Here is a 17,687-nt window from a genome sequence, read left to right as displayed (position 1 = left end):
GTGGTTTCACCCAGTACGGAGCGCCGGGGGCGACGTGTCACAGCGACACGTCGGTCCCGGCGGCTGGGGTGGCTCGTCCCCCTCGCTCTCCTCGCCCCCGTCATCGTCCTCGTTGGAGCACTGCGCGTCGTTCCGATGCTGTTGGCGTTGGGACTCTCTTTCACAGACATGGACCTGCGCAAGATCGATGGAGTCATCAACTTCGTCGGCCTGCAACAGTACGCCAACGTGCTCTCCTCCGGTGACTTCGGCACATCAGTGCTCGTCACCATCACGATCGTCGTGCCGTCCCTCGTCCTTGAGATGGGTCTTGGCCTGCTCATCGCGATGTGGTTGAACAAGCCGACCCGCACGCGCCGTGCCACCCGCGCCATGATGCTCGTGCCGTACCTGCTCGTACCGGTGGTCATCGGTAACTTCTTCCGTATGTTCTTCAGCGCCCAGTTCGGTCAGCTGAACTATTTGCTGGCCCTCGTCGGCATGGATCCACAGGCATGGCTCACCGACCCCGCCACCGTGCAGTGGGCTGTGGTCGCCATGGAGGTGTGGCACACCACACCGTTCGTGATCCTCATGTGCCTGGCTGGCCTCACTGGGATCCCCCAGGAGGCGCTCGAAGCCGCAATGGTCGACGGCGCAAACGCCTGGCAGCGATTCCGCTATGTCGTGCTCCCGAACCTGTTGCCGATTCTCGGTGCGGTCTTTGTCCTCCGTGGAATGGATGCACTGCAGTTGTTCGATGAGGTGTATGTCCTCACCGGCGGCGGGCCAGGCCGACTCACAAGTGTCATCAACATGTATCTGTACCAGTTCGGCTTCCGTCAGTTCCGTCTTGGCGAGACCTCCGCAGCTGTCACCATCATCGTCATCACGCTCGCGGTGCTGGGACTCCTCGTCCTCGCGCTGCGCAAACAGCGCAACGCCTGGAAGGTCGTGTCGTCATGACCGTGCGCATCCTTCGCCACATCGGGAACTTCGTGATCGGTGCGATCGTCGTCGTCGCGAGCCTCTACCCGACGCTCTGGCTCCTCGCGATCTCCTTGAAGTCCGACCGCGCGGCGTATGAATTGCCGGTGCAGTGGTTCTTCGTACCGGATTTCTCGACCTATGCCTCGCTGTTCGCCGATCGTGACTTCGTCGCTTCGCTCATCAACAGCATCCAACTCACCGCCATCGCGACGCTGCTGTGTCTTCTATTCGGTGCTCTCGCTGCCTATGCAATGTCGCGATACAAGTTCCGCGGTTCGGGGGTGCTGACCAGCACGCTCGTGCTCACCCGGCTCGTCCCGTCATTCGCGATCGTGCTGCCGACGTTCTTCATATTCCGCTCGCTCGGACTGCTGGATTCGATGACAGGGCTGGCCCTCGCGCTCGTGGCTTTCCAGGTTCCGCTGACCGTACTCATCATGTTCGGAATCTTCCAGGGCATCCCGATCGCCCTGGATGAAGCCGCCCGACTCGATGGGGCCGGCGTCGCACGAACATTCTTCACGATCATTCTTCCCGTAGCGCGCCCCGGTCTCGCCGCAAGTGCCGTCGTGACGTTCATCCTGATCTGGAACGAGTTCCTGTTCGTCCTGGTTCTTGCTGGCGATCGCCTGGTCACCATGCCGATGCTCATCTCGAGCTTCCAGACCGACAAGGCGATCCTGTGGTCGGAGATCGCGGCCGCGAGCATTATTTCGCTAGTACCGATTGCATTGCTCATCCTCTTCGCACAAAAACACCTGCTCTCGGGGCTTGGCGCCGGAGCAGTGCGCGAGTAGTCGCGACGCCGACAAGAAGGATTGTTATGAAAGCCATCGTGATCACCAAAGCAGGCCACCTCGAATTGCAGGATGTCCCTGAGCCGACGCCCTCCGCTGATGAGGTCGTGATCGAGGTCGCCGCCGCGGGAATCTGCGGCACAGATCTGCACATTCGGCAGGGCGAGGAAGGCACACTGCCCATCACCCCCGGGCACGAGTTCGCCGGCACGATTGTCGCACTGGGGGCGTCGGTAACAGGACTCGCGATCGGTGACCGCGTGGGCGCTGACCCGAACATCCCGTGTCGCATGTGCCGGTACTGTCAGGACGGACGCATCAACCTGTGCGAGAACTACAGCGCAGTCGGCGTCACACGCGCCGGTGCCGCCGCTGATTACGTCGCGGTTCCTGCGAATCTCTGCGTGCCCCTTCCTGACAACGTCAGCCTGGAACACGCTGCCTTTGCTGAGCCGTTGTCGTGCGCCGTGCACGCGATCGACCTGTTGGAGATGCGACCGGGCCAGTCGGTGCTCATCATAGGCGCGGGCACTATGGGTCTGGCCATGCTGCAGCTGACGTTGCTGAGCGGAGCACCTTTCGTTGATGTCGTCGACATCAACGACCGCAAGCTCGCTGGGGCCGCGGCCCTCGGCGCGCGCCACACAGCCACGACCCCATCCGAGATCGACACGGGGCGAGGGTGGGATGTCGTGATTGATGCCACGGGAAATCTCAAAGCAATCCAAGAGGGCTTGAACCGAGTCGCCCGAGGGGGAACATTTCTACAGTTCGGCGTTGCCAGCCCCGGCGGCGCGGTCAGCATCGATCCGCACCGCATCTACGAAGACGAGCTGAGAATCATCGGCGCCGTATGCCCGGCCTCGACCTATCGACGCGCCATCGATCTACTGGAATCAGGTCGGATCAACATCGCCCCTCTCATCAGCCACCGCGTCCCACTCGACGAGTACGCTCACGCGCTCGAAGCGTTCCGGCGTGGTGAGACGAAAAAGGTGCTCGTACTGCCGGGCGCAGGCCGTCCGTAGCGCGCACATCCCCCGCACTGATCGAACCAACGAAAGAAGAAGAATATGCGAGTGATCGTCACCGGCGCAGCGAGTGGAATCGGTGCAGCGTGCGCAGCACAACTCCGCCAGTCAGGCCATGAAGTAGTCGAGTGGGACATCAACGGCACCGAAAGCGTCGACGTGTCGTCCTCCGAATCTGTGGCGAACGCCGTCGAGCGATTGTCGGGATCGATCGATGCTGTCGTGCTCGCCGCTGGCATCTCGCGCATGGCGAGCCTGCTCGATACCACCGACGACGACTGGAACGCCCAGATCAACGTCAACGCCTTCGGTGTGTTCAACTGCCTTCGTGCACTCGTTCCGCACGTCAGCCGTGGCGGGGCCATCGCCGTCATCGACTCCATGGGAGGGCTTCGCGGGGCACCTTTCCTGTCGGCATACTGCGCATCGAAGTTCGCGGTCACCGGACTCATCGAAGCCGTTACCCCAGAGCTCTCGCTGCGCGGCATCCGAATCAACGGTGTCTGCCCGATGTACGTGCGCACACCGATGGAGACCCGCGAGCTGGCGTGGGAGGCCGACCTAATCGGCAGCACCCCGGAAGAAGTGTTCGCTAGCTATGAGTCGTCGACGCCGCTCGGACGCGTGGCTGAGCCGGAGGAGATCGCCCGCGTGGTGCAGTTCCTCCTCGGCTCGGACAGCAGCTACATGACCGGCACAATGGTTCCGGTCAGCGGCGGCGCACACCTCGGCTTCACTGTGCCGCCCACCGCACGGCTCGCGCAGTGATACTCATTTCTTGGCAGTCGGCATCCAGAAAGAGTTTGCTGTGACCACCCATTTCGACGCAGTGATCTTCGACTGCGACGGCGTCCTCATTGACAGTGAACTGTTGTCGATGAGGACGTCGCAGCGGATGCTCGCTGACCTGGGCTGGGAAGCAGACGTTGACGAGCTGATGGATCTGTTCGCCGGCAGTTCTCGCGAGTTCTTCGATAGCGAAGTCGAGAGACGCATCAACCGGAAGCTCGATCCCGACTGGCGCGCGCCCTATCGTGGGTGGATCGAGAAGGCGTTCCGAGATGAGCTCACCGCTGTCCCCGGCATCGTTTCGGCGTTGGAGCGCATCACCCTTCCCATCGCGGTCGCGTCGAACAGCGACCGCGCGCGTATCCATGCCGGATTAGAGGTCGTCGGGCTACTCCCGCGATTCGTGGGAAAGATCAGCGGCGCAGACGATGTGCAGGCAGGAAAGCCGGCACCAGACGTCTACCTGCATGCGGCTGCGTCCCTCCGGGTAGCGCCGGAGCGGTGTATCGCAATCGACGACAGTCGGTTCGGCGTCGAAGCCGCGCAGCGTGCGGGAATGTTCGTCCTCGCGTACAGCCCAGAAGGGCACGCCGACCCTCGACTCGACGACCATGACCGCACGATGCACCTCGATGATCTGCACCGGCTCCCCGAAGTTCTCGAGCAGCTCGTGAACGGTGCTACGCCTTCAGCAACAGCTTCCAGCCCGCAGTAGTCCACGCGCGCAGCGCACGGAGCACGGATCGCGGAGCCTACTCCGCGTCGCTTCGCCCGCCAGGGCGCCACAGCACGACCTCGGTCGAACGGCGGATGCGACGTCCACCGGTCACTGGCGTGACTCCCGTGGCACCGGCGGCGAAGACGCGCACACCGGGACGGTTCTGTCGTTCGGCGCGCAGCGCGCCTTCAAGATCGAGGACACGGCGGCGCAGCATCCGCACCTCGTCCTCGAGGTCGAGCAGTCGAGCGATCGCCGGCAGGCTCATGCCCTCAGCGCTCATCCGCGCAACCTCGCGGAGCTGCTCGATGTTGCGCGCCGAGTAGCGGCGGGAGCCTCCACGCGTGCGGCCGGGCACGACAAGACCGATGCGATCGTACTGACGCAGCGTCTGCGGGTGCATGCCCGCGAGCTCAGCGGCGACGGCGATGGCGAAGACTGGAGCATCCTCATCGTCAACCATTGCCATCACCTCCGAGACTCGCGTACATCATCAGGCCTGCGCCTTCGCCATCATCTCGCCGCGCGGATTCTCCTTGGGCTCTGCCGCCTGGAAAGCGAGCAGCGCCTCGCGCGCCGCGTCATCCAGGTGCGAGGGCACAGCCACCTGCAGTTCAGCAAGCAGGTCACCGGTGCCCTTCGAGGTCTTCACACCTCGACCCTTCACCCGCAGGATCCGCCCCGAGGGCGTACCGGGTGCGACACGCAGCTTGACCACGTCGCCGGCGAGGGTGGGGACCTCGATCGTGGCACCGAGAGCTGCCTCGGTGAAGGTCACCGGCACCGTGAGGCGCAGGTTCAGACCGTCTCGCGTGAAGACGGGGTGCGAACGCACCTTGATCTGCACGACGATGTCGCCGTTCTCTCCGCCATCGGGCGACGGACGCCCACGGCCGCGCAGACGGATCTTCTGTCCGTCTGCGACACCCGCGGGGATCTTCACCTTGAACGGCTTGCCGTCTTCACCCTGCAACGTGATCGTCTCACCCTGCACAGCGGTGACGAAGTCGAGCGTTGTGCGCGCCGTGACGTCGGCGCCCTTCTGCGGTCCGCCGAAACCGCGGTATCCGCCGCTCGTCTGGCCGAAGCGGCCGGAGCCGAAGCTCCCCCCGCCCTGGCCCTGGTTGAACATCGCGAAGATGTCCTCGAAGTCGGCGCTCTGGCCACGGCCGCCCTGCCCGAACCGGCTGAAGACGTCTTCGAAGCCGCCCGCGGCGCCCGCACCGCCCGAAGTGAACCGCGCACCCGAGCCCATGGCCCGGATCTCGTCATACTCCTTGCGCTGCTCCGCGTCAGAGAGCACCGAGTATGCCTCGCTGATCTCTTTGAACTTCGCCTCGGCCGCTGCATCCCCCTGATTGGAGTCAGGGTGATACTTGCGCGCCAGCTTGCGGTAGGTCTTCTTCAGATCCGCATCGCTGACATCCTTGGCGACGCCGAGCGTCTTGTAGAAGTCCTTGTCGAACCAATCCTGGCTGGCCATAGATCACCTACTCTGCGGGAACAGCGACGACGACCTTCGCAGGTCGCAGCTCGACATCGCCGAGTCGGTAGCCGACCTCCACGACCTCGAGGATCGTGGACTTCTCCGCTCCCGGAGTCGGCTGCTGGAAGATCGCCTCGTGGTGCTGCGGGTCGAAGTCCTCCCCGGCGGCACCGTAAGCGATGACACCGAGACGCTCCACGACCGCACGCACCTTCTCGCCGATCACGAAGAAGGGCGTGCCTTCCTGCAGATCGCCGTGGGCCGCCGCGCGATCGAGGTCGTCGAGCACCGGAAGCAGACCCTTGGCCGCCTCACCCTTCGCTCGCGCGATCTCGACGTGACGCTGCTCCTCGGTGCGCCGACGATAGTTGGCGTACTCGGCCTGCAGGCGCTTGAGGTCATTGAGCATCGCAGACTCGGCATCTGCGAGAGCCGCGTCACCCGCGGCCGCTTCGTCGCTCTGTTCCGCGTTCAGGATGTCGTCGACCGTCAGTTCGTCCGCACCGTCGGCGGGCGACTCGTCGGCGCCCTCCGCGGCTGCGGCCTCTGCGGCGTCGGGGTTCACCTGCGACGCGGGGCCGGATGCCGTAGCATCCGACCCCTCGTCCTCAGGCCGAACCTCGCCGTTTTCGTCGAAGTTCTTCTCTGCCATGGTTACTTCTTCTCGTCCTCGTCGTCGATGACCTCGGCGTCGACGACATCCTCATCGGATGCTTCGTCTGCCGGAGCCTCGCCCTCAGCGGATGCACCAGCTGCAGCATCTGCCTGCGACTGTGCGTAGATGGCCTCACCGAGCTTGCCCTGCGACTCGTTCAGCTTGTCGAGTGCAGTCTTGACCGCGTCGTCGTCTTCGCCGGCAAGAGCCGCCTTCAGAGCGTCGACGTCAGCCTGGACCTCGTCCTTGACCTCGGCGGGGAGCTTGTCTTCGTTCTCCTTGATCAGCTTCTCGATCGAGTACGACAGGGTCTCGGCCTGGTTGCGCTGTTCGAGAGCCTCGGCGCGCTTCTTGTCTTCCGCAGCGTTCTCTTCGGCCTCGCGCACCATGCGCTCGATGTCGTCCTTCGACAGCGACGAGCCGCCGGTGATGGTCATCGACTGCTCCTTGCCGGTGCCCTTGTCCTTGGCGGACACGTGCACGATGCCGTTCGCGTCGATGTCGAACGTGACCTCGACCTGCGGCATGCCGCGGGGAGCCGGCGCGATGCCGGTGAGCTCGAAGGTGCCCAGCGGCTTGTTGTCACGAGTGAACTCGCGCTCGCCCTGGAAGACCTGGATCGCGACGGACGGCTGGTTGTCGTCTGCCGTGGTGAAGGTCTCGCTGCGCTTGGTCGGAATCGCGGTGTTGCGATCGATGAGCTTGGTCATCCGGCCACCCTTGGTCTCGATTCCGAGGCTCAGAGGGGTGACGTCGATGAGCAGAACGTCCTTGCGCTCGCCCTTGAGGACACCGGCCTGGAGGGCAGCGCCGACGGCGACGACCTCATCAGGGTTCACGCCCTTGTTCGCTTCCTTGCCGGTCTCGCGCTTGACGAGCTCAGCAACTGCGGGCATACGGGTCGATCCGCCGACGAGCACGACGTGGTCGATGTCGGCGACCTTGACGTTCGCCTCGCGGATGACGTCTTCGAACGGCTTCTTCGTGCGGTCGAGGAGGTCCTTGGTGAGGTCCTCGAACTTCGCGCGAGTGATCGTCTCGGACAGCGAGACGGGGCCCGACTCGGTCAGCGACAGGTAGGGCAGGTTGATGGAGGTGCTGGTCGAGCTCGACAGCTCCTTCTTGGCCTGCTCGGCTGCTTCCTTCAGACGCTGGAGGGCAATCTTGTCGCCAGAGACGTCGACGCCGCTGGTCTCCTTGAACTGCTTGATCAGGTGGTCGACCAGACGCTGGTCCCAGTCGTCACCGCCGAGGCGGTTGTCACCCGAGGTGGAGCGCACCTGAATCGTCGAGAAGTCGTCGTCCTTGCCCACTTCGAGCAGCGAGACGTCGAACGTTCCGCCACCGAGGTCGAAGACGAGGATGAGCTCGTCCTCCTTGCCGCGGTCAAGGCCGTAGGCCAGAGCTGCAGCGGTCGGCTCGTTGATGATGCGCAGGACGTTGAGGCCCGCGATCTCACCGGCTTCCTTCGTCGCCTGACGCTCAGCGTCGTTGAAGTACGCGGGGACGGTGACGACGGCATCCGTCACGGTGTCGCCCAGGTAGGACTCTGCGTCGCGCTTGAGCTTCATGAGGATGCGCGCGGAGATCTCCTGCGGCGTCCACTTCTTGCCGTCGACGTCGAAGCCCCAGTCAGTGCCCATGTGGCGCTTGACGGATGCAACGGTGCGGTCGACGTTCGTGACGGCCTGGCGCTTGGCGGTCTCGCCGACGAGCACCTCGCCGTCCTTCGTGTATGCGACCACCGAGGGGGTCGTGCGGAAGCCCTCGGCGTTAGCGATGACCTTCGGCTCGCCACCCTCGAGGACGCTGACGACGGAGTTCGTCGTTCCGAGGTCGATTCCTACAGCACGTGCCATGCGATTCTCCTTCTGGTTGAAGTACGTAGTGAAGATATGGGGCGAATCAGAAACCTGAGTCGCAATGGCTCAACTGTATCGCGAGCGTGAAATGCTGTCAAGTGAACTTGATATGAACAGGCTCAACTTTTGCACTGACCTAGGATCTCCGTATGCATCGGTCGCGTGCCCTCCCTGCTGCGGTCGCGACGGCGGCCCTCCTGGCAATGTCAAGCGGGCTGTCCGGCTGCGCGCCGGCGCTCGGCGTCGGGGATTGGAAGCTGGAGCCCATCTCGTGGGATGCGCAGACCTTCGGCGACGTCGACGTCGCCTTCGGCATGTCAACAGTCGCCGCAGACGGAGTCGGAGGCTTCTGGAGCGGTTCCGCAGGCTCCTGGCTGCGCGTCGGAGCCGACGGCGAGACGCTCGCTCGATTCAACATCGAGGTGGAGCATCCGCTGCACGGGATCGGGGATGTCGCGGCACTGTCCCCCACCGAGCTGGTCGCGGTGCGATCCCGGAATGAACCGGATGCCACGCCAGGGCTCTCCCTCGTCGACATGGAGACGCTCGAGTACACCGACGTGCCGATGAAGCCGCTGCCGGAGGACGAGCCGGATCCGGCCGGCTTCGACTTCGGCGACTTCATGTTCGGCGCGCTGGCCGTGCACGACGGCGATGCCTACGTGATTCGATATCAACCGACGCCACCCACTCCCGCGATCGACTCCGAGGTCCTGCGCATCGATCTCGACACGGGCGAACGCGAGCTCGTGCACCGCGAAGCGCTGACGTTCGACGAGTCGACGCCGTCAGCTCCCGGAGCGCCGCCGGTCGACATCGATGTCGACGCCGAGGGCCGCATCTACCTGGCCACTCCGGCGAACCGCATCGTGCTCGCGCCCGACGGCACAGAGCTGTCCCGCACTGCCCAATCGGCGACTCGTCCTGTCGTCGCGGTGCGCCCGGATGGTCTCGCGCTGTGGTGGGGCGGCAGCGCAGAACCGTCGACAGCCGAGTCGGTCATCGTCGGCGGATCAGCCGAAGCCCGCGACCTGATCAAGGCGCGGCAGTCGTGCGACGAGCTGTACCGGCAGGACGCACTGCACCTGACATATGCGGACGAGCAAGAGCCGCTATCGCTGCTGTGCAGCCCGAATGCCGCCGCATGGGTGGGAGATGCGTGGGTGGTCGCGGTCGGCGGCGAGGGTGATGGCGTGCTCGTGCGGCTGACGCCGCCGGCTCACTTGCCGCCGGGAGGGCCGACGGTCAGCAGCACGACGTAGAGCGCCACGACGGCGACGGCGATGAGTGCCACAAGCAGGCCGGCGTGATTCAGGAACCAGCGCATCGTCTTGTCGTACCAGGTGCGGTCCTGCGGGTGCTCGCTCTCCTCGAGACGCCAGGCGCCCTCGAGTCGGCCCTTGCGGTGCAGCCAGATCTCCATCGGGATGGTCGCGAAGGGGACGATCGCGCTCGCGACCGCCAGGAGGCCGAGTCCGATCGACCAGCGCTGGTTGAAGGCGACGAGGATCGCCGTCGCACCATAGGAGAGGAACACGAAACCGTGGATGCCTCCGGCGATCGTCACCACGATCCCCGGAGCTCCGACAGCCCTGGCGATGAGCGCGGAGATCAACAGGGTCCAGGTGATCGCTTCGGCGATGGCGAGGACGCGGTAGAGGCTTGCAGGTGTGCGGAACATCGTGCTCCTTGTTCGTGGGACGAATCAACCGTACGTCACCCGGAATAGCAGTCACCTGACGGCGCGTCTGCCCGGCGCGTGGATGGACACCAACCGCCGTCCCACCTAGGCTTGCTCGTGCACCGGGAAGTATCCGGAAGATTCCGCGAGAGAGGAGCTGTGACATGAACGCTGTCGTTGTCGCGCCTCTCGCCGAACATCTTCTTCTCGAGGCCGCCCGCTACTGATCTGCGCGTGGTCTCCCTTCCGGAGCAACCACCGTGACTGATCCTTCTGCGTCCACCGACGCATCCTTCTTCTTCAACGAGAATCTCTCGTTCGCCGACGTCGAGCCCGGCGAAGACCAACGCTGGTCCACATGGCCGACGATCACCCCGACCGAGCGCGGACCTGTGCCCTGGCCGAGCTGGGTCGTGACCTCGGCCGGCGCACTCGACACCGAACTCGGCGTGCTCAAGACCGGCAAGGAGGCGGACGTGTTCCTCATCGAACGCGCCGTCCCCGACGACCCATTCCAGCGCACCCTGCTCGCGGCGAAGCGCTACCGCAGTCCCGAGCATCGATCGTTCCGTCGCTCCGGCATGTACACCGAGGGCCGAAAAGTGACCGACTCCCGCGCCGCGCGTGCCGTCGCGGGCAAGACGGCTTTCGGCCGCGAAGTGGCGGCAGCCGAATGGTCGTTCGCGGAGTTCGAGGCACTGACGCGCATGTGGCAATTGGGTGCGCCGGTGCCGTATCCCGTGCAGGTGAACGGCACCGAAGTGCTGATGGAGTTCATCGGTACGGATGCCTCGGCCGCTCCGCGCCTTGCGCAGGTGCGCGAGGATCGGCGGACGCTGGCGGACTATTACGCGCAGATCGTCGAGATCATGCGCATCTTCGCGGGCGCAGGCTTCGCGCATGGCGACCTGTCGCCGTACAACCTGCTGGTGCACGGGGGCCGCGTGCGGGTGATCGACCTGCCGCAGATCGTCGATGTCATCGTGAACCCGCAGGGACTCGATCTGCTGCATCGCGACTGCGTGAACATCTGCGACTGGTTCACAAGGCACCGGGTCGAGTGCGACGCCGAAGCGCTGTTCGCAGAGCTGGTGGCCTCGTCGTACGCGTGAGTGAGAGCGCGCCGCGCGAGCTGTGCGGCGCGCCCGGCGCGCCGCAACCCGCCGTTCACCAGATCCGGCCAGACTGCGAGCATGAGTGCATCTGAGGATCCCCGCGTTCCGCGCCCTGAGGCGACAGCGAACAGCGGCGCGGTCGGGGTCGTCGGCCTGGAGCTGCGCGGTGAGACCGAGGCGCCGAAGAAACAGATCTACTCATGGGCACTGTGGGACTGGGCGACGCAGCCGTTCAACACCGTCATTCTGACGTTCATCTTCACGGCCCTCTATCTGACGACCTCGCAGTTCCTGCCTCCCGAGATCGCCGCACTCGACAAAGGCGACGCGATCCGCAAGGCGGCCGAGGCCGACCTGGCCTCTGGTCTCGGGCTCGGCTCGACGATCGCCGCCTTCGCGATTCTGCTGCTCGCGCCGGTGCTCGGACAGCGTGCGGATGCCGCGGGCCGCCAGAAGCTCTGGCTCGGCATCGGCACCGGCGCGCTCATCCTCTGCATGTTCGGGCTGTGGTTCGTCGAGCCGACTCCCACACTGTTCTGGCTGGGCGTCGTGCTGATCTCGGCGGGAGCAGTGTTCGGCGAGATCGCCGCAGTGAACTCCAACGCCATGCTCGTCGGCATCGCGAATCCGAAGACCGTCGGCAAGATCTCCGGACTCGGCTGGGGCTTCGGCTACATCGGTGGGGTCGTCGCCCTCATCATCGTCATCGTCTTCTACGCGCTGAACTGGTTCGGCATCTCCGACGAGGGCGGCCTGCCGTTCCGCCTGATCGCCGTGGGCTGTGCGGTATGGGCGATCATCTTCAGCATCCCGATCTTCCTGAATGTTCCGGAGCCCTCGATGGGGCGCCCCGAGCGCCGAGTCGGGTTCTTCAGGTCGTACGTGCTGCTCGTGAAGGACGTCCTCGGGCTGTACCGCTCCCCTGAGACCCGGCCGACGTTCTGGTTCCTGCTCTCCAGTGCCGTGTTCCGAGACGGGCTGGGCGGCATCTTCGCCTTCGGCGCGATCATCGCCGGGCAGGTGTTCGGCTTCGAGTTCCTCGAGCTCGCGATCTTCGGCATCGCGGCGAACCTCATCGCGGGTGTCTCGACGATCCTCGCCGGACGCCTCGATGACCGGTTCGGCCCGAAGCGCATCATTCTCTTCGCGCTGGCCGCGATGGTGATGGCAGGCCTCGCAGTCTTCTTCCTCGTGGATGCCGGAACGATCGTGTTCTGGATCGGCGGACTGCTGCTGTGCGCTTTCGTCGGGCCCGCGCAGGCGGCATCGCGGTCGTTCCTCGCTCGCGTCACCCCGGCAGGACGCGAGGGGGAGATCTTCGGCCTCTACGCGACGACCGGTCGCGCGGCGAGCTGGATGGCCGCAGGGGCCTGGACACTGCTCATCGTGCTCACGCACGACACGGCGTACGGCATCCTCGGCATCATCCTCGTGCTGATGCTCGGATTCTTCCTGTTGCTGCCCGTGAAGTCGCAGCGGGTGGGCTGACTCACTTCGTCCAGTTATCGGCGAGCTTGCCGAGCAGGCGGGCGAGCTCGCGCGCCTCGTCGTCGGTGAACGAATCGAGCGCTTTCGAGAGCACTTCACGCTGCTCGCCGAGTATGCCGCGACCGATGCGACGACCTTCTTCAGTGAGCACGATGCGCGTGCGACGCGCATCATCGGGGTCGGCCTCGCGCTGCACCATTCCGTGCTGAACGCCCTGCTGCACAAGACGTGACGCGCGGGCACGAGCACGGAAGTGGCAGACGCGGCGCCACTGATCCGCACCACGCGGGCCAGGCGAAGCACGCGGGCTAGATGAAAAACGTCGGTTGCACCCATGCGCAACCGACGTTTTTCATCTCCGCTGACCGTTCGAGTGGGCGTCCCCGCGCGCGTCGAGAACCAGAGCCAGCCGAGAACAGTTTCGTCGGTGGCGAGCGCCTGCGACGCGCGAAAGTGTTCTTCCATGGCCGCGTCTTCCGTGGCCGGGCCTTCCGGCCGCGCTGAGCTACGCCGGCGACATCAGCCCGGAAGGCCCGAGACCACCATGAATCCGATCGCACCGAAGAACAGCACGGCAAGCCCGCCGTAGATCGCGATCGTCCAGCCGCGGTAGCTCTGCCCTGCCGTTCCGCCGGCAGCCGGGCTGACGTAGTTCCGGGTCGCTTCATCGCGAGCCGTCGCGGCGCGCGACGCAGCAGCGCGCGACTCGGCCTTCTGCGCAGCGGTCGGGGGCACAACCTCCTGCTTGTGGGCGGACGCTGAGGACCACGTGTCATCCGGCGCCCAGGTCCTGCGCTGCCGGAGCGCAGGAGCGGCCGCATCCGGTCCGACGCTCTCGGACGGTGCGGGCGGGATGACCGGCTCTGGGCTGGACAGCGGCGGCGCGGCGGCGAACGCGGGTGGCGGCGGCACTTCGAACTCTTCGATCGCCGCGTCGGCGTCGGGAGCGGTGACGGTCTCCGGCGCCGGGACCTCGAATGCTTCCACACCTGGCGTCGTGGTGGGTGCCAGGGTGGGCGTCGAGGGCTCACCACCGTACGCTGGCGCATCGGAGGCGGCATCCGCCCCTGGGTTCTGCGGGTTCTCCGTGTTTTCGCCGCTCACGCTCTCGATACTACGTGCGGGCGCGGCGAAGCGCGCCGGGTCATCCGCCGAGCGACCCGACATCGGTGTTTCCGACGTCGGTGCGGTGGAAGTTCTGGAACGACCGGGATGCCGTCGGCCCGCGCTGCCCCTGATAGCGGTTGCCGTACGGGCCGGAGCCGTAGGGGTTCTCGGCAGGAGACGTCAGGCGGAAGAAGCAGAGCTGCCCGATCTTCATTCCGGGCCAGAGCTTGATCGGCAGCGTCGCCACGTTCGCGAGCTCGAGGGTGACGTGACCGGTGAAGCCTGGGTCGATGAAGCCCGCGGTGGAGTGCGTGATGAGGCCGAGGCGTCCGAGCGACGACTTGCCCTCGAGGCGCGCGGCGACGTCGTCGGCAAGACTGACCTGCTCGAAGGTGGCACCGAGCGCGAACTCCCCCGGATGCAGGATGAACGGCTCGTCGGGCTTCACCTCGATGAGGCGGGTGAGCTCAGGCTGGTCCTCGGCAGGGTCGATGAACGGGTACTTGTGGTTGTCGAAGAGGCGGAAGTACCGGTCCAGACGCACGTCGATGCTCGAGGGCTGAATCATCTCGGGCTCGTGCGGGTCCAGCCCGATCCGGCCGGATGCGAGTTCTGCCTTGATGTCGCGATCACTGAGAAGCACGCAACCAGCGTATGGCATCGGCCGCGGCGCTGATGCGTCTGGCATCCTGGACTCAGTTGACTACACGGAGGTGGCAATGGCGCACTCGATCGTCGTCGGCGCGGGCATGGTCGGGCTCGCGACAGCGTGGCATCTTCAGGAGCACGGCGTCGAGGTGACGGTCCTCGATCGCACCGACGTCGCCGCCGGTTCGTCATGGGGAAACGCGGGCTGGCTCACACCGAGCAAGACGATCCCGCTCGCCGATCCGAGCCTGTGGACCTACGGGCCGAAGGCGCTGATCGATCCGGATGCTGCGCTGCATGTGCCCTTCCGGATGGATCCGAAGCTCTGGGGGTTCCTCGCCAGATTCGCCGCGCACGGCACGACCCGCGCATGGGATCGGACGATGGCCGCACTCACTCCGATCGACAAGCTCGCCCTCGAGTGCTTCGACGAACTCACCGACGGCGGCGTGGACTCGTGGACCAGAGAAGGCCCTTTCGTCGTGGGCTTCGCGGCGGAAGCGCACGCCAGAGGATTCCTCCGCGAGATCGACGGAGTGATCAGGCACGGACAGGATGCTCTACTCGAACGGCTCGACTCCCCTCAAGAGCTCGCCCCGATGCTCTCGGACGCCGTGACCGTCGCCTACCGGCTGGAAGGACAGCGGTTTCTCGAGCCCGCCCCATTCGTGCAGGCCCTCGCGGATGCGGTCGTCGCGCGCGGCGCGACGCTGCGCACTGGCGCCGAGGTCGCCTCGGTCGGCGGTGGCAGCTCAGCCAGCGTCACCCTTTCCAGCGGCGAGCGCCTGTCCGCCGATTCCGTCGTCATCGCCACGGGTGCCTGGATGCCGAAGCTCGCGCGCAAGCTCGGCGTGCGGATGCCTGTGCAAGCGGGGCGAGGGTACTCCTTCACTGTCGAGACCGCGCAGAAGGCGGAGCATCCGGTCTACCTGCCGATGCAGCGCATCGCCTGCACGCCGTATCAGGGGCGGTTCCGGATCGCGGGGACCATGGAGTTCCGCGGGCCTGACGAACCGTCGCAGCCGCGGCGAATCCAGGCCATCATCAATCAGGCGCGGCAGATGTTCCGCGGCATCGATCTCGACGTACGCCAGGACGAGTGGGTCGGCTCGCGGCCGGTCACGCCCGACGGGCTACCGCTGATCGGTGCGACTCGCGCTCCCGGCGTCTATGTCGCAGGTGGGCACGGCATGTGGGGCATCGTGCTAGGACCGGCAACCGGAAAGATGCTCGCAGAGCAGATCGTGACGGGGAAGATCCATCCTGCGATCGCCGCGTTCGATCCACTGCGCTGACGCACCCGCCGCCCGGTCGCTGAACCTGTCGAAGTGTCGGGCAAGCCGATCAACTTTTGTTATGCTGGCCAGGCGCCGCAAGGCTGCGGGACTGTAGTTCAATGGTAGAACTTCTGCTTCCCAAGCAGATAGCGCGGGTTCGATTCCCGTCAGTCCCTCCGTTGTCAGTTCTCGATCTACTTGAGACATTCGCAAACTAGATGCGCCATCTTTAGCAGGGTGGTGCGACAGCGTTCAGGGCACTCGTGTGGATGACACCGTCGCGGCTTGGCGCCTTCCGGTTGCGAGCGATCGTGCGGAAGTTCGACGTCCGCAAGCCGTACTCGTCACGCACTGGACGCACGCGATGTCCCAGCAGAATCGTGGTTCTCGGGACTCTCCGGACACTTCGCTGCCAATGGGAACGATCTTCAACGATTCGGCGCAGGAATGGACTGCCACCGCACACGCTTCCATGTCCCCGACCGGATGCGAAATATTAGGAGTGGTTCGTGATCTCGTGGTTCTTCCCATTGACGTTGTGGACGCGGTCGATGGGTGAGCGGCCTCCGAGAGCGGTATGGGGTCAGCGGTGATTGTATCTGTGAATCCAGGCCTGGTAGGTGGAGGCTCGGGCGGCGTCGGATTCGTAGTGGCGGGCGTAGGCCCATTCGAACGCGAGGGTGCGGTGGAAGCGTTCGATCTTCCCGTTCGTCTGCGGGCAGGGGCGGGTGAACTTGTGCTTCACGCCCTCGCCGAGCGTGTTGTTGAACACGTGTGAGCGGTAGCAGGCGCCGTTGTCGGCGAGGACGCGGAGCGCGGTGATTCCCAGACCGGCGTAGAACGCGTTCGCGCGGGTCCAGAACCCGGCGGCGGTGTCTTTCTTCTCATCGTCGAGGATCTCGGAGTAGACCACCCTCGAGTGGTCGTCGATCGCGGAGTGCAGGAACGAGTATCCGAAACCGGCCCGGCTCTTCCTTTTGCCGGCTGAGCGGCCCAGAGTTCGGTGCCCACCGCCATCAGGGATACGACCGAGCTTCTTCACATCGATGTGGACCAGATCGCCGGGGTGCTCGTGTTCATAGCGCACCGGTTTCTGCTTGCGCACTCGCACCCCGGTGTTCAGACCGCACCGCACCGACACCGGATCGAGATTCGACCACGGTTACTGCCCCAGGCTCGACCTCGAACGCGGAAACAATGCTGTCGCTGACCTTCGCCGAGGCAGCCGCACCCGGGCGATGGACATATGCCACGCTGACCAGTCCTGCACAGCAGCATTCCGCGGCGGTCTGCTCGGCGATGCTGGCGTCATGAATGACCGTGAGGCGACCGATGCCTTGATCGCAGCGCAGCTGGATAAAGATCCGGGCGAGCTCGGCCTCCTGGTGTACGACGGATACTTCTTCCTCGGCGTCGATCGCGGTGCGCGCCTGGACCTTCGTTAGTTCTCTTACACCGTCAATGACGGGTGCTTCATCGCGGCGCGCGCATTTGCCGCCGTCGACCATTCGGTTCATGTTCGCGTGACATGCGTCGGCACGGATGTTGACACCATGCCAATGAAGTGATGTCGAAGAACTGCATCGTGGTCGAAGCCCCGTAAGCCTACTTTCCGCCGGGAGGACCGGCCGTGAGCAGGATTACATAGGGCGCGACCACAGTGACGACGATGAGCAGCACCAGAACCATGCCCGGCGCAGGAACCAGCGCATCGTCCGGTCGTACCAGGTGCGATCCTGCGGGTGGTCGCTCTCTTCGAGGCGCCAGTCACCCTTGAGCCACCCCTTGCGGTGTAGCCAGATCTCCATCGGGATCGTCGCGTAAGGAACGATGGCGCTGACAACGGCCAACACCCCGAGCCCGATTGACAAGCGCAGATTAAACGCCACGAGGATCTGCCGCAGATCGTCGACATCTTCGCGAACCCGCAGGGCATCGAGCTGCTGCATCGAGACTGCGTCAACGTCTGCGACTGATTCATACGGCAACGAGTCGAGCGCGATGCCGAAGAACTGTTCGCAGCACCGCTGGCGTCGTCGTACGCGTGACAAACGTCGGACCCTA

19 protein-coding genes, 1 tRNA gene and 1 pseudogene are annotated in these 17,687 nt (G+C 65.0%); 10 read left to right on the top strand and 11 right to left on the bottom strand.

Going from position 1 to position 17,687, the window contains the following annotated elements:
- From ACTU6V_RS02805 to ACTU6V_RS02785, 5 genes are read left to right on the top strand one after another with little or no spacing between them, the layout of a single operon-like run.
- Positions 1 to 945, top strand: a complete 945-nt coding sequence (locus ACTU6V_RS02805) for a carbohydrate ABC transporter permease (protein ID WP_443474879.1) — start codon at positions 1 to 3, stop codon at positions 943 to 945.
- The gene (locus ACTU6V_RS02800) at positions 942 to 1,766 is read left to right on the top strand and encodes a carbohydrate ABC transporter permease (protein ID WP_443474878.1); all 825 of its coding nucleotides are present in this window, start codon (positions 942 to 944) and stop codon (positions 1,764 to 1,766) included. Before ACTU6V_RS02805 ends, ACTU6V_RS02800 begins: the two co-directional genes overlap by 4 nt.
- A gap of 26 nt (positions 1,767 to 1,792) precedes the next feature.
- Positions 1,793 to 2,794 carry a zinc-dependent alcohol dehydrogenase family protein gene (locus ACTU6V_RS02795; RefSeq protein ID WP_443474877.1) on the top strand — a complete coding sequence of 334 codons (1,002 nt, stop codon included), beginning with the start codon at positions 1,793 to 1,795 and terminating at the stop codon, positions 2,792 to 2,794.
- Between the two features lie 45 nt (positions 2,795 to 2,839).
- Entirely contained in the window at positions 2,840 to 3,565 is a 726-nt protein-coding gene (locus ACTU6V_RS02790; RefSeq protein WP_443474876.1) for an SDR family NAD(P)-dependent oxidoreductase, read from the top strand.
- A 40-nt stretch (positions 3,566 to 3,605) separates the two neighbouring features.
- Entirely contained in the window at positions 3,606 to 4,301 is a 696-nt protein-coding gene (locus ACTU6V_RS02785; RefSeq protein ID WP_443474875.1) for an HAD family hydrolase, read from the top strand.
- A gap of 37 nt (positions 4,302 to 4,338) precedes the next feature.
- Here ACTU6V_RS02785 and ACTU6V_RS02780 read toward each other — a convergent pair whose 3' ends face one another.
- The 4 genes from ACTU6V_RS02780 to dnaK are packed head-to-tail and all read right to left on the bottom strand — an operon-like array spanning position 4,339 to position 8,304.
- Positions 4,339 to 4,773 carry a heat shock protein transcriptional repressor HspR gene (locus ACTU6V_RS02780; RefSeq protein ID WP_443474874.1) on the bottom strand — a complete coding sequence of 145 codons (435 nt, stop codon included), beginning with the start codon at positions 4,771 to 4,773 and terminating at the stop codon, positions 4,339 to 4,341.
- A 24-nt stretch (positions 4,774 to 4,797) separates the two neighbouring features.
- Positions 4,798 to 5,787, bottom strand: coding sequence for a DnaJ C-terminal domain-containing protein (locus ACTU6V_RS02775; protein ID WP_443468458.1), 990 nt, complete (start codon positions 5,785 to 5,787; stop codon positions 4,798 to 4,800).
- 7 nt (positions 5,788 to 5,794) lie between these two features.
- The gene (locus ACTU6V_RS02770) at positions 5,795 to 6,442 is read right to left on the bottom strand and encodes a nucleotide exchange factor GrpE (RefSeq protein WP_443468457.1); all 648 of its coding nucleotides are present in this window, start codon (positions 6,440 to 6,442) and stop codon (positions 5,795 to 5,797) included.
- A gap of 2 nt (positions 6,443 to 6,444) precedes the next feature.
- Positions 6,445 to 8,304: a molecular chaperone DnaK gene (gene dnaK / locus ACTU6V_RS02765; protein ID WP_443468456.1), complete on the bottom strand. Its 1,860-nt coding sequence runs from the start codon at positions 8,302 to 8,304 to the stop codon at positions 6,445 to 6,447.
- A 152-nt stretch (positions 8,305 to 8,456) separates the two neighbouring features.
- On the opposite strand from dnaK, the gene ACTU6V_RS02760 reads away from it, so the two are divergent.
- Entirely contained in the window at positions 8,457 to 9,569 is a 1,113-nt protein-coding gene (locus ACTU6V_RS02760; RefSeq protein WP_443474873.1) for an SMP-30/gluconolactonase/LRE family protein, read from the top strand.
- On the opposite strand, the gene ACTU6V_RS02755 is transcribed toward ACTU6V_RS02760, so the two are convergent.
- A complete protein-coding gene (locus ACTU6V_RS02755) occupies positions 9,527 to 9,988 on the bottom strand; it encodes a DUF3817 domain-containing protein (protein WP_443468454.1) in 462 nt (153 codons plus the stop codon). The genes ACTU6V_RS02760 and ACTU6V_RS02755 overlap by 43 nt on opposite strands.
- Before the next feature lie 260 nt (positions 9,989 to 10,248).
- Between ACTU6V_RS02755 and ACTU6V_RS02750 the strand changes: the two genes are divergently transcribed.
- Together ACTU6V_RS02750 and ACTU6V_RS02745 are read left to right on the top strand one after the other, a co-directional pair.
- Entirely contained in the window at positions 10,249 to 11,100 is an 852-nt protein-coding gene (locus tag ACTU6V_RS02750) for a serine protein kinase RIO (RefSeq protein WP_443474872.1), read from the top strand.
- A gap of 81 nt (positions 11,101 to 11,181) precedes the next feature.
- Entirely contained in the window at positions 11,182 to 12,591 is a 1,410-nt protein-coding gene (locus ACTU6V_RS02745) for an MFS transporter (RefSeq protein ID WP_443474871.1), read from the top strand.
- 1 nt (position 12,592) lies between these two features.
- Here the strand turns inward: ACTU6V_RS02745 and ACTU6V_RS02740 are convergent, their stop codons facing one another.
- The 3 genes from ACTU6V_RS02740 to dcd form a co-directional block, all read right to left on the bottom strand.
- Complete coding sequence (locus tag ACTU6V_RS02740) at positions 12,593 to 12,790, bottom strand: MarR family winged helix-turn-helix transcriptional regulator (RefSeq protein WP_443474870.1); 198 nt, start codon at positions 12,788 to 12,790, stop codon at positions 12,593 to 12,595.
- A 320-nt stretch (positions 12,791 to 13,110) separates the two neighbouring features.
- Entirely contained in the window at positions 13,111 to 13,695 is a 585-nt protein-coding gene (locus ACTU6V_RS02735) for a hypothetical protein (RefSeq protein ID WP_443474869.1), read from the bottom strand.
- Between the two features lie 40 nt (positions 13,696 to 13,735).
- Positions 13,736 to 14,341, bottom strand: coding sequence for a dCTP deaminase (dcd, locus tag ACTU6V_RS02730; RefSeq protein WP_443468449.1), 606 nt, complete (start codon positions 14,339 to 14,341; stop codon positions 13,736 to 13,738).
- Between the two features lie 76 nt (positions 14,342 to 14,417).
- On the opposite strand from dcd, the gene ACTU6V_RS02725 reads away from it, so the two are divergent.
- Positions 14,418 to 15,641 (top strand): NAD(P)/FAD-dependent oxidoreductase, encoded by a 1,224-nt coding sequence (locus tag ACTU6V_RS02725; RefSeq protein ID WP_443474868.1) that lies wholly within the window; start codon positions 14,418 to 14,420, stop codon positions 15,639 to 15,641.
- Positions 15,642 to 15,728: 87 nt separating this feature from the next.
- Positions 15,729 to 15,799: transfer RNA gene (locus ACTU6V_RS02720), tRNA-Gly, on the top strand.
- 320 nt (positions 15,800 to 16,119) lie between these two features.
- Here the strand turns inward: ACTU6V_RS02720 and ACTU6V_RS02715 are convergent.
- The 3 genes and pseudogenes from ACTU6V_RS02715 to ACTU6V_RS02705 form a co-directional block, all read right to left on the bottom strand.
- A pseudogene (locus tag ACTU6V_RS02715) lies at positions 16,120 to 16,740 on the bottom strand (integrase core domain-containing protein); the annotation flags it as partial.
- On the bottom strand, positions 16,700 to 17,131 hold the full coding sequence (locus tag ACTU6V_RS02710) for a hypothetical protein (RefSeq protein WP_443474867.1): 432 nt from the start codon (positions 17,129 to 17,131) through the stop codon (positions 16,700 to 16,702). The pseudogene ACTU6V_RS02715 and the gene ACTU6V_RS02710, both read right to left, overlap by 41 nt.
- A 132-nt stretch (positions 17,132 to 17,263) precedes the next feature.
- Positions 17,264 to 17,674 carry a hypothetical protein gene (locus ACTU6V_RS02705; protein WP_443474866.1) on the bottom strand — a complete coding sequence of 137 codons (411 nt, stop codon included), beginning with the start codon at positions 17,672 to 17,674 and terminating at the stop codon, positions 17,264 to 17,266.
- Between the last annotated feature and the right edge of the window lie 13 nt (positions 17,675 to 17,687).

It is taken from the genome of Microbacterium zouquanmingi, from assembly GCF_052266675.1.
Classification (GTDB): Bacteria; Actinomycetota; Actinomycetes; order Actinomycetales; family Microbacteriaceae; genus Microbacterium.
The sequence above is the reverse complement of the archived record's forward strand: the minus strand, read 5'-3'. Positions and strand labels throughout refer to the sequence as shown.